The organism is Acidiferrimicrobium sp. IK, assembly GCF_025499425.1.
Classification (GTDB): Bacteria; Actinomycetota; Acidimicrobiia; order Acidimicrobiales; family Palsa-688; genus Acidiferrimicrobium.
The window spans coordinates 204817-229135 of the sequence record NZ_JAIMCB010000007.1 but is presented as its reverse complement, the minus strand read 5'-3'; the positions used below and the strand labels follow the sequence as shown (position 1 = coordinate 229135).

The window sequence follows — 24319 nt, the reverse complement described above, 5'->3', positions numbered from 1 at the left end:
CCGCGCCGGAACCACCAGCCATGAGCTATCATCGAAACAGGTCAAGGCCCTTCACGGACTGCGATGTGCGCAGGTCTGCACAGGTGCGGGTCGCCACGGGCTTCGACCACGGCCTGCAGGCGTCCGCTCGGCGGGCCACCCACGGTACGCAACCCGGCACGACGCCGGGCCACCGGGTGCCGTGCGTCGACCCGTCTACCCAGGAGCCCGTTTGTCTTCTATCCCATCTGGGGCCGCCTCCGGTCCTGTCACCTTCGCCGCCCTCGGCGTCCCCTCCCCGCTCGTCGCGGCGCTCGCCGAAGGCGGGATCACCGAGGCGTTCCCGATCCAGGCGCTCACCATCGCCGACGCGTCGCAAGGCCGCGACGTGTGCGGCAAGGCCAAGACCGGGTCGGGCAAGACCCTGGCCTTCGGGCTGCCGATGCTGGCCCGGCTGAGCAGCGACCCGGCTCCGCCGGCCGCTGGTCGCCTCCCCCGGGCGTTGGCGCTGGTACCGACCCGTGAGCTGGCCAAGCAGGTGGCCGACGTCCTCGAGCCGCTGGCCGCTTCTGTCGGCCTCACCCTGGTGGCGTGCTACGGGGGCACCGGCATGGACGCCCAGATCGCCGCGCTGCGCGGCGGGGCCGACATCATCATCGCCACCCCCGGGCGGCTCATCGACCTGCGCCAGCGCGACGACGTCAGCCTTGCCGGCATCGAGGTGCTGGTCCTCGACGAGGCCGACCGGATGGCTGATATGGGGTTCATGCCCCAGGTGGAGTGGCTGCTGCGCCACCTGACGCACCCCCACCAGACGATGCTGTTCTCCGCCACCTTGGACGGCGACGTGGACCGCCTGGTCCGCTACGAGATGACCGACCCGGTCCGCCACGAGGTCATCTCCGAGCAGCCGACGGTCACCGCCATGTCCCATCGGTTCCTGCTGGTCCACCAGATGGACAAGGTCAAGGTGGTGGCGTCGATCGCCCGCAACGCCAGCCGGGTCATCGTCTTCTCGCGAACCAAGCGCGGCGCTGACAAGCTGACCGAGTCGCTGCGCAAGGAGGGCGTCGACGCCCGGGCCATCCACGGCGACCTGCGCCAGCAGGTGCGGGAACGAGCCCTCAAGCAGTTCGCCGACGGCAAGCTGCCGGTGCTGGTGGCCACCGACGTCGCCGCCCGCGGCATCGACGTCGACGGCATCGACGTCGTCGTCCACTACGACCCAGCGGAGGACGCCAAGGCCTACCTTCACCGCAGCGGCCGCACCGCCCGAGCCGGGCGCAAGGGTGTCGCGGTGACCCTCCTGCTCTGGAACGAGCAGATGGAGGTCGAGAAGGTCAAGAAGCGCCTCGGCGTCGACCAGCCCGTCGTCGAGATCTTCTCCAACGACGCCCGCCTGGCCGACCTCGCCGGCTGGGACCCGGCCATCGCGTCGGTGGCCTAGCTCCTGCGCACCCTAGAGCACGCCCTCCTGATCCTGGCGGGCGCCGCCGTCATCCTCATCACGCTGTGGTCCGCGATCCGCGCCACGATCCTGCCCCGCGGCGTGTCCGACCCCCTCAACCGGTCGGTGACCCGCTCCACGCGCTGGGTGTTCCGCAACCTGGCCAACCACTACGACACCTTCGAGGGCCGGGACCGGGTCATGGCCATGCTCGGCCCGGTGTCGCTGCTCACCCTGCTGCTGTCGTGGTTGGCGCTGGTCCTCGGCGCCTACCTCCTCATCTACCTGGGGATCGCCACCGACTCCCCCGTCAAGGCGGTGGAGCTGTCGGGCTCGTCGATCACGACGCTCGGGACTACCACCACCGCGCACGGGGCCGCGGCGCTGGTCACCTACACCGAGGCCGGTCTGGGCTTGCTGATCATCACCCTGCTGATCACCTACCTGCCGAGCATCTACGGGGCGTTCTCCCGCCGGGAAAACGGCGTCGGCCTCCTCGGTGTGCGCGCCGGCACGCCCCCGCGCGCCGCGACGATGCTCATCCGCTTCCACCGCATCAACGAGGTCGGCATCCGCCTGTCGGAGCTGTGGCGGACCTGGGAGCAGTGGTTCATCGACGTCGAGGAGACCCACTCCACGTTCCCGATCCTCATGTTCTTCCGGTCCCCCCAGGCGCAGCAGTCGTGGCTGACCGCGAGCGGCGTCGTGCTCGACACCGCGGCCTTCTGGGTGGCCGCGATCGAGCATCCGAAGGACCCCGACGCCCAGCTGGCCCTCCGGGCCGGGTTCCTCACCTTGCGCCGCCTGGCGGACATCTCGGGGCTGACCTACGACCCCGACCCGGCCCCCGACGAGCCGATCAGCGTCAGCCGGGCCGAGTTCGAGGAGGTCCTCGACGAGATGGCCGCTGCTGGCATGACCATCGTCGCGGACCGGGACGCGGCGTGGAAGGCGTGGGCCGGGTGGCGGGTCAACTACGACTCGGTCCTGCTCAACCTGGCCCGCCTGATCGAGGCCCCGCCCACCCCTTGGGTGTCGGATCGCAGTCCTATGCGCCGCCCCGTGCCGACATCCAGGTCCGGTCGACCACGCTGGCCGGCGGGAGCGAAACACTGACGCCGATGCCGGGCCCGGCCGGCACCGCGATGGTCCCGTCCGCCTGCAAAGTGGCGGGCCGGTCGACGATGTCGGTCGCCCAGTAACGGTCGGAAGCCGACAGGTCACCGGGCAGCGAAAACCCGCCGAGGGCAGCCAACGCCAGGTTGGCGGCCCGCCCGACTCCGGTCTCGAGCATCCCCCCGCACCACGCGCCGATCCCCGACCGGGCGCAGCGGTCGTGCACCCGCACCGCCTCGCGAAGGCCGCCGACCCGTCCCGGCTTGACGTTGAGGACCCGGCACGCTCCCAGGGCCACGGCGCTGGCCGCGTCGTCGTCGGAGGCGATCGCCTCGTCCAGGCACAGCGGCGTCGCCAACCGCCGCCCCAGCTCGGCGTGGCCCACCAAGTCGTCGTCGCCGAGGGGCTGCTCGACCATGAGCAGCCCGTACCCGTCGAGGCGGGCCAGGGCGCCGGCGGCACCGTCGACACCCAGCGCACGGTAGGACCCGTTGGCGTCGACCTGGAGGGCCAGGCCGGGATGGGCGTCCCGGACGGCCGCGACGGGAACGACGTCCCAGCCGGGACCGACCTTGAGCTTCACCCGCCGGTAGCCCTCCCCGACCCTTTTGCCCACCTCTTCGAGCAGGCGGTCGACGTCGCCGGTAACTCCCACCGCGACACCGGCCGGCACCCGCTCCCGGTGGGGCCCGGGGTGCGACGACACGGCGCGCAGCGCGTCGACCAGCGCCACCCCCCGGGCCCGCAGCCCGGCGTCGAGGACCGCGGCCTCCAGCGCCGCCTTGGCCATCTGGTGACCCTTGACCGCCTCCATCGCCGCCAGGCCACCGGCGAGCACCCTGGGCGCCAGGTGGGCCTCCAGCACCGCCCGGGCCCCGGCCTCGTACTCCGCGGTGTAGGTCGGTTCCGGCTGGGCGACGCACTCCCCCCACCCCTCCGCGTCGTCGGTGACGGCCCGGACCAGCACCACCGAGCGCTCCGCGATCCGGCCCATCGCGGTGACCCACGGTTCGGCCAGCGACAGCCGGACGGTGACCAGTTCGATGCCTTTGAGCTCGATCTCCTCGCCGGTCACCGGCGGGAGCGGAACACGACCCGAACGAACAGGATCGCACCCACGATCACCGCCACGGCCAGCAGGATGCCCCACAGGTCGGCGGGGTCCTGATGGGCGCCGGGTACGAGCGTCGTCGTGGTGACCGCGAGGGTCGTGACCTCCTGCACGGCATCTTGGTGTAGCAGACCTGGCGCCGCCCCCCGGTCCCCGTCGCGGCACCGCCCCCGCCGCTGGACCGGTACCGTGGGCGGGGTGTCCGACGCCTGGCTGATCGAACCGTCCGGCCCCCTACGCGGCGAGGTGGAGGTCCACGGCTCGAAGAACGCCGTGACCAAGCACATGGTCGCGGCGATCCTCGGGGCGGGCCCGAGCACCATCGCCAACGTCCCCGATGTCGGCGACGTGGAGATCACGACCAGGATCCTCGAGGCGATCGGCGCGACGGTCTCCCGCGACGGCGACACCCTCACGGTGGCACCGCCCGACGAGGTGACCCCGTCGGTGCCGCTGTCGTTCTCCGGGCTCAACCGGATCCCGGTCCTGCTCCTCGGGCCGCTGCTGCACCTAGCCGGCGAGGCTTGGGTGCCCCGCGTCGGCGGCGACCGGATCGGCAGCCGCCCGGTGGACTTCCACGTCGAGTCGCTGCGGGCGTTCGGCGCCGAGGTCACCGTGACCGACGAGGGCATCCACGCCCAGTGCGCGCAGCTCCGCGGCGCCATCATCGAGCTGCCCTACCCGAGCGTGGGCGCCACCGAGTCGGCGCTTCTCACCGGCGCGCTGGCCCAGGGCAAGACCGTCATCCGCAACGCCGCCACCGAGCCCGAGGTCCTGGAGCTGGCGTTTTTCTTGCAGCGGATGGGCGCCCGCATCGAGCTGGCCCCCGAGCGGCGGATCGTCATCGAAGGGGTTCCGGGTTTGCGCGGCGCCACCACCCGCTTGCAGGGCGACCGCAACGAGGCGTTCAGCTACCTGGTCGCCGGGTTGCTGACCGGCGGGCGGGTCCGGGTGATCGGCTGCGGCCAGGACCGCCTGGTCACCGCGATCACCACCCTGCTGCGCATGGGCGCCACCGTGGAGGTCGACGATCAGGGCATGACCGCGTCCGCTCCCGACGGGCTGCGGGCGGCGGCGGTGCAAACCGACGTGCACCCGGGTTTCATGACTGACTGGCAGACCCCCCTCATGGTGCTGTTCACCCAGGCGGAGGGCATGTCGGTCCTCCACGAGACCGTCTACGAGGACCGCTTCGTGTACGTGCCGGCCCTGCAGGCGATGGGCGGTGAGATCGAGCTGTTCTCGTCGTGCCTGGGCGGCCCGGCCTGCCGGTTCCACGACACTTCCAACCTGCACTCGGCGGTGGTGCGGGGGGTGTCCAAGCTGCGCGGCGCGGAGGTCGACATCCCCGACGTGCGCGCCGGGTTCTCCAGCGTGATCGCCGCGGCCGCCGCGCAGGGCCGCTCGACGCTGCGGGGCGTGCACCACCTCGAGCGGGGCTACCACCGCCCGGCCGAGCAGCTCCGTTCGCTCGGCATGGACCTGACGACGAGCTAGTAGCCGAGCATCACGCGCTCGGCGCGCACTCCTCGGCCTCGATGGCCGCGATCTGCTCGAGGCGGGCCACGTGGCGGCCTCCCTCGAAGGGGGTGGCCAGGAACGTGTCGACGAGGATGAGGGCCAGGACCTCGGCGGTGACCCGAGCCCCGATCGACAACACGTTGGCGTTGTTGTGCTGGCGGGCCAGCCGGGCGGTGTACTCGTCGTGGCAGAGCGCGGCGCGCGCCCCGTGGACCTTGTTGGCGGAGATCTGCTCCCCCTGCCCGCTGCCGCCCACCACGACGCCGAGTTCGGCGTCGCCGGCGACCACCGCCCGGGCGCACGCCGCGCAGAACGCCGGGTAGTCGACCGGCGCCGGCGAGTCGGTGCCCAAGTCGAGCACCTCGTGCCCGGCGCCTTTCAGGTGCTCGACGATCGCGGTCTTCAGCTCGAACCCGGCGTGGTCGGACGCAACGGCAACTCTCATCGGTTCTCCAAGTGGGCTGGCACCACGGTCGGTGCGGTCAGGGGGCCGGGTGGGTGCGGGCGACGGTCAGCCCGTCACCGATGGGCATGATCATCGCCTCGACTCGGTCGTCGGCGGCGACCAGGTCGTTGAACGACTTCATGGCGGCGGTGCCGCTGTCGGTCGCGTCCGGGTCGGCTACCGATCCGCCCCAGAGGACGTTGTCCACCAGGATCAGGCCACCGGGGCGCATGCGCACCACGATCTTCTCCCAGTAGTCGGGGTAGCCGGGCTTGTCGGCGTCGATGAAAGCCAGATCCCAAAGCGGCTCGACCGGCAGCGCGGCGAGGGTGTCACCGGCGGCCCCGAGACGCAGCTCGATGCGCGCCGCGACCCCCGCCTCCGCCCAGTAACGGCGGGCCACCGACGTCCACTCCTCGCTCACGTCGCAGCAAAGCAGGCGGCCGTCGGGACCCATGCCGCGAGCGACGCACAGCGCCGAGTACCCGGTGAAGGTCCCGACCTCCACGGCGCGCCGGGCACCGCTGAGCGACGCCAGCAGCTGCATGAACATTCCCTGGTCAACCCCGATCTGCATGCCCGCGGCGCCTCCCAACGCGGCGGTCTCAGCGATCAGGCGGGCCGCCACCGGATCCGGCGGAGGGCGGTGGGCGTCTAGGTACGAGCTCATCGCGTCGTCCAGCAGGAACGAGCGGGGGGCCATTCCCCGAGTCTTGCAGAGGCCGGCGCCAGGTCCTGCGGAGGGCGGCGCTGGGTCTGCAGAGGCCGGCGCGGTGCCCGGCCCCGTAAGCTCTGCCGATCGACGGTGTCGTGGATCGCATCATGGAGCACTCCGACCGCCTAACGGCGACGGAGCGACGGATCGCCGAGGTGTTGGCCGGCGAGCCGCAGACCATCGCGTTCGGAACCGTGGCCCAGGTCGCGGAGCGGGCCGGGACCAGCGGCCCGTCGGTGGTGCGCCTAGCTGTCAAGCTCGGATACGAGGGCTTCGTGGCGCTCCAGGCCGCGGTCCAACAGGAGCTGGCCCGCCAGCTGGGTCCGGCGCACGACCGGATCCGCCAGCGGCCGCCGACCGACCTGCTCAGCCGGGTGATGGAGACCGAGCAGGACAACGTCACCCGCACCTTCGCGGGGATCTCCGCGGAGGTGCTGGAACGGGTCGTGTCCCTCCTCGCCGACCGGCGCCGCCACGTGTGGGTGCTCCCCGGGGACGTGACCCTTCCAGTCGGTCTCTCTCTGTCCAGCCAGCTGTCGCAGCTGAGGGAGGGCGTCTCCCTGCTCGGCGGCAGCGAGGCGGCCATCGGCCGGTCGCTCGGCGGGGCGGAGTCCCATGATGTCCTGGTCGCGGTCGACATCCGCCGCTACGAGCGGTCGCTGGTGTCGACCGTGCAGCTGGCGCGCGATCACGGGATGGCGGTGGTGGCCATCACCGACAGCCCGCTGTCGCCGTTGGCCGCCCGGGGCGCGATGGCGTTCTTCGTGGCCGCGTCGGGCGTCGGCCCGTTCGACTCGATGACCGGGGCGTTGTGCCTGGCGAACCTGCTCGTCGGCGCCACCGCCGCCCGGCTACGCCAGGGCGCCACCCGGCGCCTGGACGCGATCGAGGACGCTTGGGGAGCGCTCTCGGCGCTGGTCGCCGAGCCGGGCGGCAGCGAACCGCTCACCGCCGGGCTGCTGGAGGCACCCGCAGGCCTGCTCGACGGGCCCACCGGCGCGGACGGGATGGGCCCCGGAGGCCGGGGCGGCGACGTCCTCGACTGGTCCCGGCCGGCGTTGCCCCGCGAGGCCGGCGCCGAGGCGTAGCGCCCGAGCCAGCGGGCCCAGGCACAACGCCGGCGCCGGCGCGTTCTGGGCGGCCCGCCAGGTCCTCCACGACGGTTCCTCTTGGACCGGGCCGGCCGGCCCCTCGACGCCGGCCCCTGGGGGCCCTAGCCCCCGGCGAGGATCCGCACGGCCAGGCTGACGACGAGCAGCGAGTCGTCGGCCCCGGGGGTCACCGCGTCGAGCAGGCCGGCGGCACGGCCGAAGGCCTCGTCGCGCTCGGCCAGCCAGTCGCTCATCGCCGCGTCGGCACCGACCGGGCCGCGGTGGCTGGCCGGCGCGCCGCCCTCGAGGGCTGGCGTGGCGACCGCGCCGGCGGGCGTGGCGACCGCGCCGGGGGCCGCCCCCAGGGCCTGCGTGGCCGCCCGCCGGCGCAGGTCGGCGAGGTCGTCGTCCACCGAGCGGGCCTGCCACGCGGCCCACCGGCCGCGTGGGGGGACCGAGGCCAGCAGGCGGCGGGCCTTGGAGATCGGGCCGCTGCGCTCGAACACCGCGAACGCTGCGGCGACGTCGCTTGCGCTGCGTCCGGTGGCCGCCACGACGGGGCCGACCTCCCCCACCTGGGCCGAGCGCTTCGCGGCGGCGCACGCCGCGGCGAGCTCCGGCGGCACGCGCGGCGTGCGCGACAGCTCGGCGGCGTCGACCTCGACTGGGAGGCGATCGACGAGAGCGACGTCGGCCGCGAGAAGCGCGGAGGGCACCACCGGTCCCGGCCGGCGCAGGTAGGCCCGGGCCAGGGTGGTGACCGCCTCCGCCACCGCGTCGTTGAGCGCGGCCTCGGCGTCGGAGTCGATGTCGTCGGCGGCCTGCTCGAGGCGACTCCAGAGGGAGCCGCCGTCGAGGACCTGGCGGGCCGCCCAGAACGCGCCGGCCACGTCGGCGAGGTCCCGGCCGAGCTCGGCTGCGGTCTCGTGGGCCCACACCACCCCGAGACGGTCGACCATCTCGCCGGCGACGTCGGTGGCGACCAGCTGCGGGTACAACCGGTGGCGGGTGATGAGGTCCCCGGCTCGCTCGACGATCGCCGAGGGGAAGTACGGCGTCACCGCGTCGAGGAGCGCGGGGTCGTCGGCCAGCGTGGACGACTCGATCGAGGCGACCAGGTCGGACTTGGCGAACGCGAGCAGCACCGCCAGCTCCGGGCGGATGAGGCCGGCGCCGGCGGCCCGGCGGGCGGCGACCTCCTCGTCGTCTGGGAGCGACTCGACCCCTCGGTCTACCAACCCGACCTTCTCGAGGCGCTCGATGAGCGCCACGTAAGAGTCCAGCGCGGGCGCGCTGTCGGGCATCGATCGGTCCAGGGCGGCCACGCTGTGATCGACCTGGCGGAGGACCTCGGCCGCGACGTCGTCGGTGGCGGCCGCCAGCAGGGCGTCGCGTTCCCCTTCCGCCAGGCGCCCGGCCTCGGCCGCCAGCCCGAGGAGGATCTTGAGGTTGACCTCGCGATCGGAGGTCGCCACTCCCGCCGCGTTGTCGATGAAGTCGGTGTTGATCCGGCCGCCGCGCCGCGAGTAGCGGATCCGGCCCCGCTGGGTCACCCCCAGGTTGCCGCCTTCGGCGATCACCCGGGCCCGGACCCGGTCGGCGGTCACCCGGACCCCGTCGTTGGTGTGGTCGCCGACGACCGAGTCGCTCTCGTCGGGGGCTTTCACGTAGGTGCCGATCCCACCGAACCACAGCAGGTCGACCGGCGCGGTGAGGATCGCCGAGATCAGCTCCGGGGGTCTCACGGTGGTCTCGCTGAGACCGAGGGAGGCCCTCGCCTCTGGTGACAGGGTGATCTCTTTGGCGTCGCGGGACCACACGCCGCCACCGGCGGAGAGGGCCGACTCGTCGTAGTCGGCCCAGCTGGAGCGGCCCATCGCGAACAGCCGGGCCCGTGCCTCGTAGGCCTTCTCCGGGTCGGGGTCGGGGTCGACGAAGATGTGGCGGTGGTCGAACGCGGCGACCAGCTTGAGCGCCCGGCTCTGCAGCATGCCGTTGCCGAACACGTCGCCGGACATGTCCCCGATCCCCGCGACCCGGACCGGCTCGCGCTGCACGTCGATGCCGAGGTGGCGGAAGTGCCTCCGGACCGCGACCCACGCCCCCCGGGCTGTGATACCCATGACCTTGTGGTCGTAACCGTGCGACCCGCCCGAGGCGAACGCGTCGCCGAGCCAGAACCGGTACGCCTCGCTCAGCGCGTTGGCTTCGTCGGAGAAGGTGGCCGTGCCCTTGTCGGCGGCGACGACCAGGTACGGGTCGTCGCTGTCCGCGGCCACCACCCCGTCGGGATGGCGGACGGTCCCTTCGACCACGGTGTCGGTGATGTCGAGGAGCCCGGAGATGAAGTCCCGATACGCGTCGAGGACCGCCCCGGGGTCGACGGACCCGCTGCGAACCACGAAACCGCCCTTGGCGCCGGTCGGCACGATGATCGCGTTCTTCTTGGTCTGAGCCTCCGCCAAGCCGAGGACCTCGGTGCGAAAGTCGAGCGGGCGGTCGCTCCAGCGGATGCCGCCCCGGGCGATCGGCCCGTTGCGGAGGTGAACCCCTTCCACCGCCGGGCCGTGCACGAAGGTCTCGACGTGAGGCCGGGGGGCGGGCAGCTCGGGCACGATGACGCTGTTGAGCTTCAAGGCGATGGTCCGCCGGGGGCGGCCGTCCGCGTCCCGGCGGTACCAGTTGGTACGCAACGTCGCATCGACCAGACCGAGGAACCCCCGCAGCATCTGGTCTTGCTGCAGATGGGGAACCGCGCCGAGGCGCTCCAAGACGCCGTCGCGAGCCGCGGTCCGCTGCGTGGCCCGCTCCGTCGGTGTCTCGGCGGTCGGCGCGAAACAGGACTCGAAGTACTCGATCAGCGCCGAGGCGACGCCGGGGAACGCCGCCAGGGCGTCGTCCATCTCGACGTCGGTCCACGCCGGCGCGCACTGCATGCGGTACCGGCGGTAGGCCCGCAGGACCACCACCTGACGCCAGTCGAGCCCGGCGGCGATCACCAGCCGGTTCAGGCCGTCGACGTCGGCCCGACGCCCGGCGGTCGCCTCCAAGGCCGCGACCAGACGGCCGCCGTCGGAGACCAGGTCGAAGCTGGCCGCTCCGACGACGCGCAGCCCGAAGTCGTCGACGTGGATCTCGGTCCCGGGCCGGCCGGGGAGCGGCGTGAGGGTGAAGGGCACCGCGTCGGTGACCGCCAGGCCGAAGCTTTCGAGCATCGGGAGGACCCCGGTCAGCTCGACGGCCTGGACGCCGATGCGACGCAACCGGAACGTCTCAGAACCCCCCTCGGTGCCGGGACGGACCGAGAGCCGGTGGTCGGCACCGAGGCGGTCAGCGGAGCGCCCGGCGCTGGCGGCCGGGACGCCGTCGGGGCCCGGGGTGGCCGCCTCGTCGACGCGCTCGGAGGGCGGCGCGCCGCTCGGTGGCCGCGGATCGGCCGCTCCACCAGCTGCTCCGCTGGCCGCTTCACCCAGGAGGCTGGCTGCCATCTCGATGTCCGCCGCGGCGTCGGCAGGGAGGGTGCGCTCCCGATACCCGGGAGGAAGGCGCTCGACCCACTCCTCCACCAGGACTCGGTCGCCAAGCTCGGCAACCACGGCTCGGAACCACTGATCGGCCGCCTCGTCGCGCCCGATCTGATCAGCGTGCATCCGTCGAGCATCGCGCGCCCGGCCGCTCCCTGCGCGGCCGGGCGCACGCAGCGCGCAGCGGCGGGCTAGCGGCAGCCGAGATCGGGACCGGCGTCGCCGCGCCCTGCGGCGAGGTCCGGCGGTCGGCTTCGCCGGGTCCTCTGCCAGCGCGGCCCCCGCTCTGCCACCCCGGGAGGCGAGGAGTGCCGCCCGGGCGGCGAGGCTCCGGCAGCGCCCAGAGGCGAGGCAGCGGCCAGAGGCGAGGCAGCGGCGGAACGGGCCGGCCGCAGGTCGGGTCCGTGATGCCCCCATGCCAGATCGAAGCCATCCCCGACGACCCGGACCGAGAGGATCCCCCCGAAGCGCCCGGCCGAGATGAACTCCTCGACGCCGATGCCAGCGTCGAGCGCAGACAGCCCGCTGCCGCGCGCCCACAAGATCGCGGTGCTGCCCTGACCTCGCGCGTCGCCCAGCTTGTTGAACACCGACCGGGAGGTCGGCGCCCGACCGCCCCTGGCGCTCGGCGGCAGCCAGGTCTTGACCTCGACTGACTGGCCGCAGACGTCCAAGTCGGCGGTCCGGCCGTGGCCAGGCAGCTCGGGGCGCGCCACTACGTAGTGACCTTCGCCGACCAGCATCTCCGCCACCGCCAGCTCGCTGTGGGACAGTCGCCGCTCCGACTCGTCGAGGCCGGGCGGGCGCCGATGGGCGCCGAATGGGCAACGCGGCGGTCGGGTCCCCAGCAGCCCCCACGACCGCGACGGCGAAGGCTCGCCCGGAGCGCTCACCTCTCGGCACCGTTTAGCTGGGTGATCTCCGGCTCTACGACGGGGTCCTCCCCGCCGGCGTCAGGACCCTCCCCGCCGGCGTCAGGACCCTCCCCGCCGACGTCGCGCCCGTCGCTCACATCAGTGGCCTCCCCGCCGAGGTCGAGGCGGTACTGGAGGTCGTGGACCAGCAGCACCCTGCAGTGGTGAGGGCGCAGGTCGTCGGCGACCATCCGCAGGGCCGCGGTCGCAGGGTGGTCGAGCAACGAACCGTCATGGCCGACCCTGACCGAGATCACCCACGGGTAGCGCGACAGGCGGAGGTCACCGTCGTCGACGTAGGGGTGGCGGTACACGTGGGCGACCAACTGGTCGCCGAGACGGAGCTGCCAGCGACCGTCGGCGGTCTCCACCGCCGGCCCTCGAGCCGCTTTGCCGAGCAGAACCAACAACTGGTGGGTGTCGACGCCTGGGTCGACGAAGAGGTCGACGGATCGGGACATGGGTGACTCCTCGCTTCGGGTGCAAGGGCCGGCCCGTAGCCAGCGAGAAGCCACCGGCCTGCGCGGGGACCATCCGACGACGGTCAGCGCTCGTCCAGGAGGCGGCGAGGGCGGGGCGTGGGCTACGCGCGACCGCCGGCACCAGTTTGGCCGACGGGTGCGACCGCGACAAGAGGCGGCGGTCTACGGCTCCATCTCGAACCAGATCGTCTTGCCGTTGTTGTCGTGCGCGTCGACCCCCCACGAGCTGGCCAGAGCCTGAACGAGCATCAATCCCCGCCCGCTGTACGCGTCGGGAGGGACCACCGCCATCTGCGGCATCCGGCTGTTGCGGTCGGAGACGCCGACCCGGACCCGCCCCCCGCCGGCCTGGACGGTCACGGTGAACTCGCTGCGAGCGTGGAGCACCGCGTTGGTCGCCAGCTCGCTCACGAGCAGGGAGACGTCGCCGTCAGGGATCCCCCACTCGTGGAGAACCTCGAGCACGAAATGGCGTGCGGCTATGACCTCCGCGGTCTCCGGCTCAAACATCCTCGACGCCTGCAACACGCTCTCTTCCGGCTCGCGGGGCCTTGAACCCGCCCGATCTACCCAGCCACGGCCGTCCCCAACCGGGCGCTCGGGTCCCGACCCAACCGCAGCGCACGGGGAGCGATCCGCCTGGTGGACAGCGGCGACCGCCGCGGCCTCCGCGGCGGCTCGCGACCGCAGCGCCGGAGGCGAGAGGATCTCCGCCGCCGAGCCGAGCGACAGCACCGCCGCCACCGCGTCGGCGTCGGAACGAAACCCCACGTCGACCACGATGCGCGACCCGTCGGCGGCCAGCGCGTCGACGACCTGATCGCGAACCGCCTCGCCCAGGCGGCGAGGGAGCTCGCCGGCGATGGAACGCTCCACGGCTAGCCGGACGGTCACCGGCAGGCGCTCGTCGCGGACCTCTGCGACCACCGACGCCCAGTGCGCGGCCAGGTCGAAACCGCAAGGGCGGTGGGCCGGCCGCTCCAGCACCTCCACGGCGCGGATCCGCTCGACTCTGAAGGTGACCTCCCACTGGCCGAGCGACCCGATGAGGTACCACGTTCCGGCCTTCAGGACCAGGCCGAGCGGATCGACGGTGCGGGTCACCTTGGCGTTGTCGGCGCGCACGTAGTCGATCCGGATGCGCCGCTCCGACCACACCGCCTCGGCGACGGCCACCAGGTGGGGCAGCAGCGGCACCGCCTCCCAGCCGTCAGGGTCCACGAACACCTTCTGGCGGACCGCCTCCGCCGCTTCCCTTCCCTGGCGGGGCAGGGCGGCGAGCACCTTGCGTCGGGCCGCGTCGCTGCGCTGACCCAACCCGAGCCGGCCGACCGGTCCGGGGATCCCCATCAAAAGGAGCGCCTCCGCCTCGCCGGCGTTCAGACCGGTCAGATCGGTGCGGTAGCCCTCCAGCAGGCGGATGCCCCCCTGCGCGCCCCGCTCCGCGTACACCGGCACTCCCGCCGCGCCGAGCGCCTCGACGTCGCGGTAGACCGTCCGGGTCGATACCTCCAGCTCCGCAGCGAGCTGCGGCGCGGACATCGCGCCCCTGGCCTGCAGCAGCAGCACGATGGCGACCAGCCGATCCGCTCGCACCGGCCAACCTTGCCATACCTGACACAGGGTGGCAGGTATGGCGGCGTACCGTTCGCGGCGTAGAGCAGCGCAGGAACGGAGCAGTGGAGAAAGGGAGGTCCGATGCACCCCACCCTCGCGACCCAGATCGCCGCGGAACACCGGAGCCGGCTCGAGGCGGCAGCCGCACGCCGCAACCTCCAACGGGTCGGCGCGCTGACGCTTCGCACCCGGCTCGGGCTGGCGATGATCCGCGCCGGTTTGCGGATCACCCAACCCGTCACCGCGCCGATGGCCCTCCCACGGGGGGCAACCTGCGGCCCTTCAGCTGGTTGAGGGCGGCCACGGCCGCTCACCGGCGACCGGAGGGCCGGGAGGCCAGACTGGGCGGGTGCAGCGTGCAGAGGCAGCAACCGGGGAGGGGGTCTGGGCACCGCAGCGTCGCCGCCTGACCGTCGGACTGGTCACGACTGTCACGTTGGTGGCGTTCGAGAGCCTCTCGGTGGCGACGGTCCTGCCGGTGATCAGCCGCCAGCTCGGCGACCTGCGGCTCTACGGCTGGGTGTTCAGCGCGTTCTTCCTCGCCAGCCTGGTCGGGATCGCTGCGGCCGGAGGCCTGGCCGATCGGCGGGGCCTGGAAGTGCCCCTCGCCGGCGGGCTGGTCCTGTTCGCGGCCGGGTTGGTGGTGGGCGGCTTGGCGCCTGACATGCCGGTGCTCGTCGGCGGCCGGTTCCTGCAGGGTCTCGGGGCCGGCGCGGTGCCGGCCGCGGCGTACACGGCCATCGGCCGGGGTTACCCGCCCAGCGCCCGCCCCCGGATGTTCGCGGTGCTCTCCACCGCCTGGGTGGTGCCCGGGCTGGTCGGACCGACCCTGGCTGCTGTCGTGGCCGGGGGGCCGGGCTGGCGGTGGGTGTTCCTCGGGCTGGTGCCCGTGGTGGCCGTGGCTGCTCTCCTGTGCGTACCCGCGCTGCGAGCCGGGCCCGGACTGCAGCCGAGGGCGGCCGACCCGGCGGATGACGAGCAGGTCCCGATGCGCCTCGGCTCGACGCTTCTGGTCGCGGCCGGCGCCGCCGCCGTCCTAGGCGGTTTGAGCTCCGCCTCGTGGCCGGTCGCCGCAGGTCTGGCGGTGGTCGGGATCGGAGCGGGCTTGCCAGCCCTGCGCCGGCTGCTCCCGCCGGGCGCTTTGCGGGTCCGGCCCGGGCTTCCTGCTGCGGTCGGGGTGCGGGGTCTGCTCACCTTCGGCTTCTTCGCGGCCGATGCCTACGTGCCTTACACGGTGATCGTGGTCCGCCACCACTCGACCGCGTTCGGGGGCCTGGCCCTCACCGTCGCGACGATGACCTGGACCGCCGGATCGTGGATCCAGGCCCGGCTGCTGGCGACCGTCGGGCCGCGGCGGCTGGTCGCCGCCGGCCTGCTGATCGTGGCCGTCGGCGCTGCTTTGACATCAACGGTCCTCATCGACCACGTACCCGTCGCGCTCGCCGCGGTCGGGTGGGGCGTCGCTGGCCTGGGCATCGGGATGTCCTACTCCCCGATCAGCGTCACCGCGCTGGACCGGGCCAGTCCCGGCGCGGAGGGCCGGGCCAGCGCGTCGGTGCAGCTGACCGACGTCCTCGGCACCGCGCTCGGGACCGGCACCGCGGGGGCGCTGGTGGCGCTCGGCCACCGCAGCGGGTGGAACCCGCGAAGCGGGGTGGCGTTGGTGTTCGCCATGTCGATGGCGGTGTCGGTGGCGGGGATCGGCTGTGCTCGGCGCATCCCCCGGCGCCTCTCGGGGCCTGACGGCTAGCCCGGGCGGAACAGATGCCGCCCGGGCGGGGTTGGACGTGCCATGGCTGATGCGCGCGACACCGCCGACTTCTGGTTCGATCCCCTGTGCCCGTGGGCGTGGATCGCATCCCGCTGGATGCTCGAGGTCCAGCAGGTGCGACCGGTCGACATCAAGTGGCACATCATGTCCCTCGCGTACCTGAACGCCGACAAGGACATCTCCGAGGAGTACCGGGCATTGCTAGCGGACGCCTGGGGCCCGGTACGGGTGGTCCAAGCCGCCCGCGAGGCGCACGGCGAGGAGATCGTCGGGCCGCTCTACACCGCCCTCGGCACCCGCTTCCACCACGAGAAGAAGCCGCGGTCGAAAGAGACCTTCCTCGAGGCGCTCGCCGAGGTCGGCCTGCCGTCCGCTCTCGCCGACGCCGCGGAGTCGACCGATCACGACGAGGCCATCAAAGCCTCGCACCACGAGGGCATGGACCAGGTCGGCTACGAAGTCGGGACTCCTTGCATCGCGGTGAACGGCGTGGCTTTCTTCGGCCCGGTGATCAGTCCGATCCCCCGCGGCGACGCCGCCGGGAAGCTGTGGGACGGCGTCTTGCTCGTCGCCGGCACCGACGGATTCTTCGAACTCAAGCGGACCCGGACCCGGGACCCGATCTTCGACTGATCCGGCGCCGGCCACCGAGGGCCGCGGCGTGTCGCCGACTGGCCAGGCGGGCTTCGCCCCCGCGTCGCTTGGCCCTCGCCTGGCGTCCATCTGCGGTACGTAGCGTGGACACCGATGCGGGTGGTGATAGTCACCGAATGCTTCACCCCGGCGTGGAACGGGGTCACCAACTCTGTCCTCCGGGTCGTGGAGCACCTCCACGCCCGGGGGCACACGGCGCTGGTCGTCGCCCCCGGCCCGGGTCCGTCGCGCTGCGGGCCGGGGGACGCGGTACCGGTCGTGCGCGTTCCCTCCGGCGCCCTGCCCGCGTACCGGTCGCTGAGCGTCGGCTTGCCGACCGGACACATCCGGCGGACCATCGAGGACTTCGAACCCGATGTCGTGCACCTCGCCGCCCCGGTGCTGCTCGGCGAGGCAGCCGGCCGGGCCGCTCAGGCGCTGGCCGTTCCGGCGGTCGCGGTGTACCAGACCGATCTGGTGGGCTTCGCCCGCCGATACCGGCTGGGGGCCGCCTCCGGACTCACGTGGTCCTGGCTGCGGCGGGTGCACAACCAGGCCGACTTGACCCTGGCCCCGTCGAGCCTGGCCGAGTGGGACCTGCGCCGCCACGGGATCGGGCCGGTCGCCCGCTGGGGCCGAGGCGTCGACCTCGAACGGTGGAGTCCAAGGATCCGCTCGAGCGCCTTGCGCCGCCAGCTGCTCGGCCCGGGTAACGAGGTGTTGGTCGGCTACTCCGGGCGTCTCGCCGCCGAGAAGCGCGTCGGTCTTCTCGCCCACCTAAGGGGGCTGCCGCGGGTCAAGGTGGTCGTGGTCGGCGACGGGCCGGCCCGGAGCCGCCTCGAGCGCCAGCTGCCCGGGGTCACCTTCCTCGGGTACCGCAGCGGCGCCGAGCTGTCGCGCGTCGTGGCGTCGCTCGACGTGTTCGTTCACACCGGCCCCCACGAGACGTTCTGCCAGGCGGTCCAAGAAGCCCTGGCGGCGGGCGTCCCCGTCGTCGCTCCGGCCTCGGGCGGTCCCCTCGATCTGGTCGCCCACGGCGGCAACGGGTGGCTCTACCCGGCCGACAACCCGTCGGTGCTGCGCGAAGCGGTCGGCGCGCTGGCGGCGGATCCTGCGCTGCGGGCGCAGATGGCCACCGCGGCGCGGGCGTCGGTCGCCGGCCGCAGCTGGGCGTCGGTCGGCGAGCAGCTCGTCGCCCACTACCGCCACGTCACGGGGAGCTCCCTCACCGCCCGCCGGGCGGCGTGAACCTCCGGGCGGCCCAGAGCCGCCGGCGCAGGTCGCGCGCATCATCGCCGAGCTCCCGGGGAAGAACAGAAGAGACGCTGGTAGGCGAGATGCCAGTGGTACTGCACGGCCGACCAAAGGAGGCTCCGCCCGTGATGCAGCGCGCCCTTGACACCACGTTTCTCCCGCCCACCGAGCCGTCCCCGCCGCCCCGGGACTCGCAGGCGTAGTGGGGGCCCCGACCACCCAACCAGCGCTCTTGCCGGAGCAGCAGGAGCTGATCAACGGTCATCTCGGCCTAGCCCGGGCGTTGGCCCGCCGTTTCGCTCATCGAGGCGAGGCGGTCGAGGACTTGGAGCAGGTCGCCATGTTGGCCCTGGTCAAGGTGTCGCGACGCTTCGACCCCACGATGGGGGCCACTTTCTCCACCTACGCCACCACCAGCATCCTCGGTGAGCTCAAGCGATACTTCCGGGATCACTCCTGGATGATGCGGGTTCCCCGCCGGACCCAGGAGACCTACCTGGCGTTCAAGAAGGGCAGCGAAGCCTTGGAGCAGGAACTCGGCCGGCCCGCTTCGATACCGGAAGTCGCCGCCTACCTCCGAGTCACCGAGGAGCAGATCCTAGAGGCCATGGAGGCCGGCCGCAGCTTCTGGCCGGCCAGCCTGGACACTCCTCCCTCCGAGGACACCCCCGCTCCGATCGACACCCTGGAGTCCGCCGGTGACGACTTCGACTTGGCCCTGGACCGCCAGCGCCTCAAGGAGCTGCTCCCGGAGCTCGAGGAGCGGGACCAGACGATCATCGGCCTGCTGTTTTTCGAGGGCTGGACCCAGCAGCGGGTGGCAGACCACATCGGCGTCAGCCAGATGCAGGTGTCCAGGCTGCTGCACCGCATCCTCGACCACCTGAGAACCCAGCTGGTGGAGGCCTGACCAGCCCCGCCCCACCTCCGGTCACACGTAACGATATATCGCGAATATACTGCGATAGTCGTTACCGACACACCGATCAGGAGGCGTTGCACCATGCACGACCACGACCATCATCACGACCGTCACGACGGCGGGCACCACGACCACGACCACGAGGGGTACGGGCGCGGCGGCCCGTTCGGGGAGCGCCGGCGAGGCCGGCGAGGCGGCCCGGGCCGCTTCGCCAGCGGCCCGTTCGGCCCCGGGCCATGCGGCATCGGTGACCCCGACGACCGCTCCTGGGGTCTCGGCCGGTCCGCCTTCGCGCTGCTGAGCGCGGTGCGCGCCGCCGCCCACTCCGCCCCCGAGCAGCACGCCCGGATCGAGGCGATCCTCGAGCAGGCCCGCAGAGAAGTTTTCTCGGTGCTGGCCGAGCCGGCACCGGCTACCCCCACGAGCGACGCTTAGACGCTCGCGGGCGCTGTTGGAGGGCGTCAGGGCTGTGCGCCCTGACGCCCCTCAGCAGCCCGAGCGCTCAGGACGTCGCGTTGCGCCAGCCCCGCTTGAACGGCATGCGCCACTCTCGGGGCGCGATGAGTTCTTCGGTGCCGTCTGGACCCCATGAGCCCTGCCAGTAAGGCTTCACCTTCGGGGGGGCGGCCTGCAACGGGGCGGAGACCTCCCACAGCCGCTCGATACCCTCCGCGGTGGTGAACAGGGTGTGGTCGCCGGTCATGGCGTCGTGGATGAGCCGCTCGTAGGCCTCCAAGACGTCGGACTCGCGGCCGGTCTCGTGCAATGCGAACTGCAGGCTCAGCTTGTCCAGGTGCATCCCGGGTCCGGGCCGCTTGCCGTAGAACGACAGGGACAGCTTGGAGGAGTCGGCGAGATCGAACGTCAGGTGGTCCGGGCCTTGGACGCCGACACCGGAGTCGGCCGGGAACATGCTCTTCGGTGGCTCGCGAAAGGCGATGGAGATGATCCGGGCGCCCTCCGCCATCCGCTTCCCGGTCCGCAGGTAGAACGGCACCCCAGCCCAGCGCCAGTTGTCGATCTCGCAGCGCAACGCCACGAACGTCTCGGTCTGGGAGTTGGGCGCCACGCCCGGCTCGCTGCGGTACCCCTCGTACTGGCCCCGCACCACCGACTGAGGGTCGATCGGCTGCATGCTGCGAAAGACCTTGTTCTTCTCCTCGCTGATGGCCCTGGGTTCCAGCGCGGTGGGCGGTTCCATGGCGACAAACCCGAGGATCTGGAACAGGTGGGTGACGACCATGTCGGAGTAGGCCCCGGTCGCTTCGTAGAACCCGGCGCGAGCGCCGACGGAAAGGGTTTCGGGCACGTCGATCTGCACGTGGTCGATGTGGTCTCGGTTCCAGATCGGCTCGAAGAGACCGTTGGCGAACCGGAACGCCAGGATGTTCTGGGCCGCTTCCTTTCCGAGGAAGTGGTCGATGCGGAACACCTGGTCCTCGCGGAACACGTCGTGGACGTGCGCGTTGAGCAGCCTGGAGCTGGCCAGATCGGTCCCGAAGGGCTTCTCCATGATGATCCTGGAGCGCTCGGCCAGCCCCGCCTCTCCGAGCATGTGCACTACCGTCTCCGCCGCGGCCGGCGGGATGCTCAGGTAGTGCAGCCGGCGGGGCAGCGTCGGGCCAAGGTCCTCCTCCACCCGGTGCACGGTCTCGGCCAGCCCAGACGCGCCGGCGCGGCTGGCCACATAGTGCAGCTTCGACGCGAACGCGCCCCACTGACCGTCGTTCACCGACGACCGGCCGAACTCCTCGCAGGCCTTTCGGGCGAAGCGACGGAACTCCTCGTCGTCGAAGTCGTCGAGGGAGGTGCCGACGATGCGGCACTCGGGCAGGAGACCGGCCTGCCACAGGTGGAGCAGGGCTGGAAGCAACTTGCGCTGCGCCAAGTCCCCGGTCGCCCCGAACAGGACGATCACCTGGGGATCACAGGCCGAGCCCTCCTGGGAGGGGCCGGCCGCCGCGGCCTGGAACGGTGCCTGCTGTTGGGTGGAGTCGGTAGCTGTCATGGGTTCCTCCGGGCGGCGAACATCCCCCTGCAGCCTTGCACGTCGGGCCGGGGCCGAGGTTCAGAGGGCACTGGCAAGAGAAAACGCCCCGAACCCGACGAGCACAACGGCGGTCACCACCCGCAGGGTGCGCACCGACAGCACCCGCATGAGGCCCGACCCGCCGATGACCGCGATGGCAGCAACCGCCCACAGGGCCAGGAGCGCGCCCACCCCGACCGACACCGCCGAGTGGTAGCGGGCGGCCAGGTTGGCGGTGAGGATCTGGGTCAAGTCGCCCCACTCGGCGACGAAGATGACCCCGGTGGCGGTGGCCGCGGTGCGAAGCGCCGAACCGCCCACCGCGGCGGCGTCGTCGTCGTCTTCGGTTTCGTTGCGGATGTGCCACGAGTACGCCGCGCCGGCGAAGAACAACGCGGCCACAGCGACATCGAGGATGCGATGGTCGACGAGGTGGAACAACACGACGCCGGCGGTGACCGCGATGATCACGTGCAGCAGGAACGCGGCTGCCGCGCCCACCCACACCGCGGCGGGGCGGCCCTTCGAGGCCAAGACGAGCGACGCGAACATCGTCTTGTCGGGCAACTCCCCCAGGAAGATCAGAGGAAACACGGCTGCGGCGACGGCCAGGTTCACCGCGACTCCACGATGACTCCACTGTACCGGCCGCCCGGCGGCCGGCTGTTCCACCTGCCCGCCAGGCCGACGCCGTCACCGACGGCGGGTCAGCAACGAGCAGCCGCGACCACCTCGCCGTCGCCGGCCCGCCTCAGGGGCGGAGACCGCCGATCGGGCTGGTCCGCCACTGAGCCGACAGCTCGGCCACGTCCCGGTACACCGCCAACGCCCCGGACTCGGCCAACTCGTGGCGGGAGAAGCCGCCGGTCTCCACCCCGATGCACGCCAGGCCGGCGGCTCGAGCCGCGTGGATGTCCCACACGCTGTCGCCCACCACCACCGCGCGGGACGCGTCGAGAGACGCGCTTCGCACCGCGGCCTCGAAAACGTCTGGGGCCGGCTTGGACGCGGCGACATCGCCGGCGCTGGTGACCGCGTCGAAGCGGTCCCGGCCGCCGACCAGCGGCAAAAGGCGCTCCAGCTCCTCGTCGGGCGACGACGTAGCCAGCACGACCGCGAGGCCTTCGGAACGAAGCAGGCGCAGCAGCACCTCTGCGCCCGGGAACGGCCGCACCTCTTCGATCAGCTCCTTGTAGCGAGTGGCCCGCCGGTCCGACGCGGCGGGCAGGTCCCGGCCGAGCAGCTCCGGCAGCAGCTGGTCGCCGCCCATGCCGACCAGTCGGTGGATGGCGTTGCTCGGAGCCCACTCCCCGCAGTCCTCGAGGGCCCGGGACCAAGCCAGGGTGTGGAGGTAGTTCGAGTCGATCAGGGTGCCGTCGAGATCGAAGATGACCCCCGGCCTCACCGGTTCTCCCCGTGCTGCATCGGGGCGCCGGGACCCTTGTCGACCGTCTCGACGTGCTCCTGGGCCTGCTCCGCGGCCCGCTCGGTCTCCTCGGGACGAGGTGCCACCCGGGAGGACGGTTCGCTGCTGCGCTCGCTGCTCATGGAGCCGATCTACCCATTTCGGGCCGGCGCAGACGCCTCGAGGACGAACACCGGGATGACCCGATCGGTCTTCGTCTGATAGTCGGCATAGTCCGGCCAGGCGGCTACCGCCCGCTCCCACCACTCGGCGCGCTCGTCGCCGGTGACTTCCCGGGCGGTCATGTCCTGGCGGACCGGGCCGTCCTGCAACTCGACGTGGGGGTTGGCGACGATGTTGTGGTACCACGTCGGGTGCGTCGGGGCGCCGCCTTGCGACGCGACCACTGCGTAGCGCCCCTCGTGCTCGACGCGCATGAGCGGGGTCTTGCGGATCTTGCCGCTCTTGGCGCCCACCGTCGTAAGCACGATCACGGGCTTGTCCCGCAGGGTCGTGCCCTCGGTGCCGCCCGAGCGCTCGTAGAGATCGACTTGGTCCCGGACCCACTGCTCGGGGCTCGGCTGGTACTCACCGGTGAGAGGCATGCCCCAACGCTACGGAACCGACGCGGCTACCGCCGCGGCGATGGCCGGCCCGGTGCGGGCGGCGACGATCTCGTCGAGGGACAGCACCGTGGTGGTGCGCGCGATGCCGGGGACCTCGAGGATGTGGGCCAGCACCGCCCCCAGGTCGTCATTGGTGCGGGCCACCACCCGGCACAGCAGGTCACCGACTCCGGTGACCATGTGCACCTCGAGGACCTGAGGGATGTCGCGCAGGTGGCGAGCGACGTCCCCCATCCGGCCCTGCGCGATCTCCAGGGTGACGAAGGCGGTGACCCGGTATCCGATGGCGCCCAGGTCAACGTCGGGGCCGAAGCCGGTGACGATCCCCGCGGCGATCATCCGGTCGAGGCGGGCCTGGACCGTCCCCCTGGCCACTCCCAGGTCCCGGGCCAACGTCAAGATCCCCGCCCGGGGGGCGCCGGCCAGGGCGGCGAGGATCCTGCGGTCCAGATCGTCGATCACTCTGTCCAGACTATCCCCCACATCCCTGGTCAATCTGCACAGCAGAACCGCGCTGCGTTGACAAATCAGCGATTGCGACCAGCATGGGGGTATGACCGCTGTCACAACTCCTGTCGTTGCTCGTCCCGCTCATCTGCTGCGCGGCTGGGACTGCCTGGAACTGTGGGTGGGCAACGCCCGTGCGGTGGCCCAGCTCTACGTCAGCGCCTTCGGGTTCTCGGTGACCGGGTACTCGGGACCGGAGACCGGCCGCCCGGAGCGGGTCAGCTACGTCCTGGAGCAGGGCGCCATCCGGCTGGTGGTCACCGCGGCGCTCGACCCCGCCGACGCGGTCTGGGACCACGTGCGCTTGCACGGCGACGGGGTCCGCGGCCTCAGCTTCGCGGTCGACGACGCCGACGCCGCCTTTAACGCCGCGGTCGCCCACGGGGCGACGCCGGTGCAATCCCCGGCGGCCGACACCGACGAGCGGGGGAAGGTGGTGCACGCCGCGGTCGCCGGCTACGGCGACACCCTGCACGTGTTCACCGAACGGCGCCATCCCGGGTTCGCGCCGGGCTTCAGCGCCGACGGCCTGATCGCCGACCGCCGCGCCCCCCGGGTCGGGCTGGAGCACATCGATCACGTCGTCGGCAACGTCGGCGAGGGCGACTTGGACCGGTGGGTGGAGTTCTACCGCGACGTGTTCGGCTTCGAGGAGATGACCCACTTCGACCGGGACCAGATCTCGACGGAGTACTCGGCGCTGCGCTCCACGGTGATGACCAACGGGCGAGGCGTGACCATGCCGATCAACGAGCCGGCGCCGGGCCGCAAGCGCAGCCAGATCCAGGAGTACCTCGACGCGTACCGCGGCCCAGGCGTCCAGCACGTCGCGCTGCACACCCCCGACATCGTCACCGCGGTCGACGCAATGACCGCTCGGGGCGTGAGGTGCCTGACCCCTCCGCCCAGCTATTACGACCAGGCCCGGCAGCGGATGGCCGGCCTCGGCGACGAGCTGGCGTGGGAGGATCTGGCCCGCCTCGGGATCATGGTCGACCGGGAAGGCGACGGGTACCTGCTGCAGGTGTTCACCGAGCCGCTCGGTGACCGCCCGACGCTTTTCGTCGAGATCATCGAGCGCCACGGCGCCGAAGGCTTCGGGGAGGGCAACTTCAAGGCCTTGTTCGAGGCCATCGAACGGGAGCAAGGCCGCCGGGGCAACCTCTGATGGCACCGGTGGGGTGGCTGCTCGGTTTCGGTGCCTTGCCTA

General features: G+C 72.2%; 25 protein-coding genes. 11 read left to right on the top strand and 14 right to left on the bottom strand.

Going from position 1 to position 24319, the window contains the following annotated elements:
• The first annotated feature begins 211 nt into the window (after positions 1 to 211).
• Both K6U06_RS13695 and K6U06_RS13690 read left to right on the top strand, forming a co-directional pair.
• Complete coding sequence (locus tag K6U06_RS13695) at positions 212 to 1426, top strand: DEAD/DEAH box helicase (RefSeq protein ID WP_262322505.1); 1215 nt, start codon at positions 212 to 214, stop codon at positions 1424 to 1426.
• A 102-nt stretch (positions 1427 to 1528) separates the two neighbouring features.
• Positions 1529 to 2542 carry a hypothetical protein gene (locus K6U06_RS13690; protein WP_262322504.1) on the top strand — a complete coding sequence of 338 codons (1014 nt, stop codon included), beginning with the start codon at positions 1529 to 1531 and terminating at the stop codon, positions 2540 to 2542.
• Here K6U06_RS13690 and menC read toward each other — a convergent pair.
• Both menC and K6U06_RS13680 read right to left on the bottom strand, forming a co-directional pair.
• Complete coding sequence (gene menC, locus K6U06_RS13685) at positions 2475 to 3602, bottom strand: o-succinylbenzoate synthase (protein WP_410051049.1); 1128 nt, start codon at positions 3600 to 3602, stop codon at positions 2475 to 2477. The genes K6U06_RS13690 and menC overlap by 68 nt on opposite strands.
• An 11-nt stretch (positions 3603 to 3613) precedes the next feature.
• A complete protein-coding gene (locus tag K6U06_RS13680) occupies positions 3614 to 3766 on the bottom strand; it encodes a hypothetical protein (protein WP_262322502.1) in 153 nt (50 codons plus the stop codon).
• An 85-nt stretch (positions 3767 to 3851) separates the two neighbouring features.
• On the opposite strand from K6U06_RS13680, the gene murA reads away from it, so the two are divergent.
• Positions 3852 to 5150 (top strand): UDP-N-acetylglucosamine 1-carboxyvinyltransferase, encoded by a 1299-nt coding sequence (gene murA / locus K6U06_RS13675; RefSeq protein ID WP_262322501.1) that lies wholly within the window; start codon positions 3852 to 3854, stop codon positions 5148 to 5150.
• 10 nt (positions 5151 to 5160) lie between these two features.
• On the opposite strand, the gene K6U06_RS13670 is transcribed toward murA, so the two are convergent.
• A complete protein-coding gene (locus tag K6U06_RS13670) occupies positions 5161 to 5619 on the bottom strand; it encodes a ribose-5-phosphate isomerase (RefSeq protein ID WP_262322500.1) in 459 nt (152 codons plus the stop codon).
• Between the two features lie 37 nt (positions 5620 to 5656).
• Entirely contained in the window at positions 5657 to 6322 is a 666-nt protein-coding gene (locus K6U06_RS13665; protein WP_262322499.1) for an O-methyltransferase, read from the bottom strand.
• A 107-nt stretch (positions 6323 to 6429) separates the two neighbouring features.
• On the opposite strand from K6U06_RS13665, the gene K6U06_RS13660 reads away from it, so the two are divergent.
• Complete coding sequence (locus K6U06_RS13660; protein ID WP_262322498.1) at positions 6430 to 7422, top strand: MurR/RpiR family transcriptional regulator; 993 nt, start codon at positions 6430 to 6432, stop codon at positions 7420 to 7422.
• Between the two features lie 125 nt (positions 7423 to 7547).
• Here K6U06_RS13660 and K6U06_RS13655 read toward each other — a convergent pair whose 3' ends face one another.
• The 4 genes from K6U06_RS13655 to K6U06_RS13640 form a co-directional block, all read right to left on the bottom strand.
• A complete protein-coding gene (locus K6U06_RS13655) occupies positions 7548 to 11075 on the bottom strand; it encodes an NAD-glutamate dehydrogenase (RefSeq protein ID WP_262322497.1) in 3528 nt (1175 codons plus the stop codon).
• A gap of 65 nt (positions 11076 to 11140) precedes the next feature.
• The gene (locus K6U06_RS13650) at positions 11141 to 11842 is read right to left on the bottom strand and encodes a hypothetical protein (protein ID WP_262322496.1); all 702 of its coding nucleotides are present in this window, start codon (positions 11840 to 11842) and stop codon (positions 11141 to 11143) included.
• The gene (locus K6U06_RS13645) at positions 11839 to 12324 is read right to left on the bottom strand and encodes a hypothetical protein (RefSeq protein WP_262322495.1); all 486 of its coding nucleotides are present in this window, start codon (positions 12322 to 12324) and stop codon (positions 11839 to 11841) included. The genes K6U06_RS13650 and K6U06_RS13645 overlap by 4 nt, the downstream gene beginning before the upstream one ends.
• A gap of 183 nt (positions 12325 to 12507) precedes the next feature.
• Positions 12508 to 13941 (bottom strand): WYL domain-containing protein, encoded by a 1434-nt coding sequence (locus K6U06_RS13640; RefSeq protein ID WP_262322494.1) that lies wholly within the window; start codon positions 13939 to 13941, stop codon positions 12508 to 12510.
• A 102-nt stretch (positions 13942 to 14043) separates the two neighbouring features.
• Between K6U06_RS13640 and K6U06_RS13635 the strand changes: the two genes are divergently transcribed.
• The 6 genes from K6U06_RS13635 to K6U06_RS13610 all read left to right on the top strand — a co-directional run bounded on the left by K6U06_RS13635 (position 14044) and on the right by K6U06_RS13610 (position 18977).
• Complete coding sequence (locus tag K6U06_RS13635; protein ID WP_262322493.1) at positions 14044 to 14256, top strand: hypothetical protein; 213 nt, start codon at positions 14044 to 14046, stop codon at positions 14254 to 14256.
• A gap of 55 nt (positions 14257 to 14311) precedes the next feature.
• On the top strand, positions 14312 to 15712 hold the full coding sequence (locus K6U06_RS13630; RefSeq protein ID WP_262322492.1) for an MFS transporter: 1401 nt from the start codon (positions 14312 to 14314) through the stop codon (positions 15710 to 15712).
• Between the two features lie 42 nt (positions 15713 to 15754).
• Complete coding sequence (locus K6U06_RS13625) at positions 15755 to 16366, top strand: DsbA family protein (protein ID WP_262322491.1); 612 nt, start codon at positions 15755 to 15757, stop codon at positions 16364 to 16366.
• Positions 16367 to 16480: 114 nt separating this feature from the next.
• Entirely contained in the window at positions 16481 to 17614 is a 1134-nt protein-coding gene (locus K6U06_RS13620) for a glycosyltransferase family 4 protein (RefSeq protein WP_262322490.1), read from the top strand.
• 238 nt (positions 17615 to 17852) lie between these two features.
• Entirely contained in the window at positions 17853 to 18530 is a 678-nt protein-coding gene (locus tag K6U06_RS13615) for a sigma-70 family RNA polymerase sigma factor (RefSeq protein WP_262322489.1), read from the top strand.
• A 93-nt stretch (positions 18531 to 18623) separates the two neighbouring features.
• Entirely contained in the window at positions 18624 to 18977 is a 354-nt protein-coding gene (locus K6U06_RS13610; protein WP_262322488.1) for a hypothetical protein, read from the top strand.
• 67 nt (positions 18978 to 19044) lie between these two features.
• Here K6U06_RS13610 and zwf read toward each other — a convergent pair whose 3' ends face one another.
• The 6 genes from zwf to K6U06_RS13580 all read right to left on the bottom strand — a co-directional run bounded on the left by zwf (position 19045) and on the right by K6U06_RS13580 (position 23064).
• Positions 19045 to 20550, bottom strand: coding sequence for a glucose-6-phosphate dehydrogenase (gene zwf, locus K6U06_RS13605; protein ID WP_262322487.1), 1506 nt, complete (start codon positions 20548 to 20550; stop codon positions 19045 to 19047).
• Positions 20551 to 20610: 60 nt separating this feature from the next.
• The gene (locus K6U06_RS13600) at positions 20611 to 21189 is read right to left on the bottom strand and encodes a TMEM165/GDT1 family protein (protein WP_262322486.1); all 579 of its coding nucleotides are present in this window, start codon (positions 21187 to 21189) and stop codon (positions 20611 to 20613) included.
• 133 nt (positions 21190 to 21322) lie between these two features.
• Entirely contained in the window at positions 21323 to 21976 is a 654-nt protein-coding gene (locus tag K6U06_RS13595) for an HAD family hydrolase (RefSeq protein ID WP_262322485.1), read from the bottom strand.
• Complete coding sequence (locus K6U06_RS13590; RefSeq protein ID WP_262322484.1) at positions 21973 to 22119, bottom strand: hypothetical protein; 147 nt, start codon at positions 22117 to 22119, stop codon at positions 21973 to 21975. The genes K6U06_RS13595 and K6U06_RS13590 overlap by 4 nt, the downstream gene beginning before the upstream one ends.
• A gap of 9 nt (positions 22120 to 22128) precedes the next feature.
• Complete coding sequence (locus K6U06_RS13585) at positions 22129 to 22581, bottom strand: nitroreductase family deazaflavin-dependent oxidoreductase (protein WP_262322483.1); 453 nt, start codon at positions 22579 to 22581, stop codon at positions 22129 to 22131.
• 9 nt (positions 22582 to 22590) lie between these two features.
• Positions 22591 to 23064, bottom strand: a complete 474-nt coding sequence (locus K6U06_RS13580; protein ID WP_262322482.1) for an Lrp/AsnC family transcriptional regulator — start codon at positions 23062 to 23064, stop codon at positions 22591 to 22593.
• 91 nt (positions 23065 to 23155) lie between these two features.
• On the opposite strand from K6U06_RS13580, the gene hppD reads away from it, so the two are divergent.
• Positions 23156 to 24277: a 4-hydroxyphenylpyruvate dioxygenase gene (gene hppD, locus K6U06_RS13575; RefSeq protein ID WP_262322481.1), complete on the top strand. Its 1122-nt coding sequence runs from the start codon at positions 23156 to 23158 to the stop codon at positions 24275 to 24277.
• Positions 24278 to 24319 lie beyond the last annotated feature (42 nt).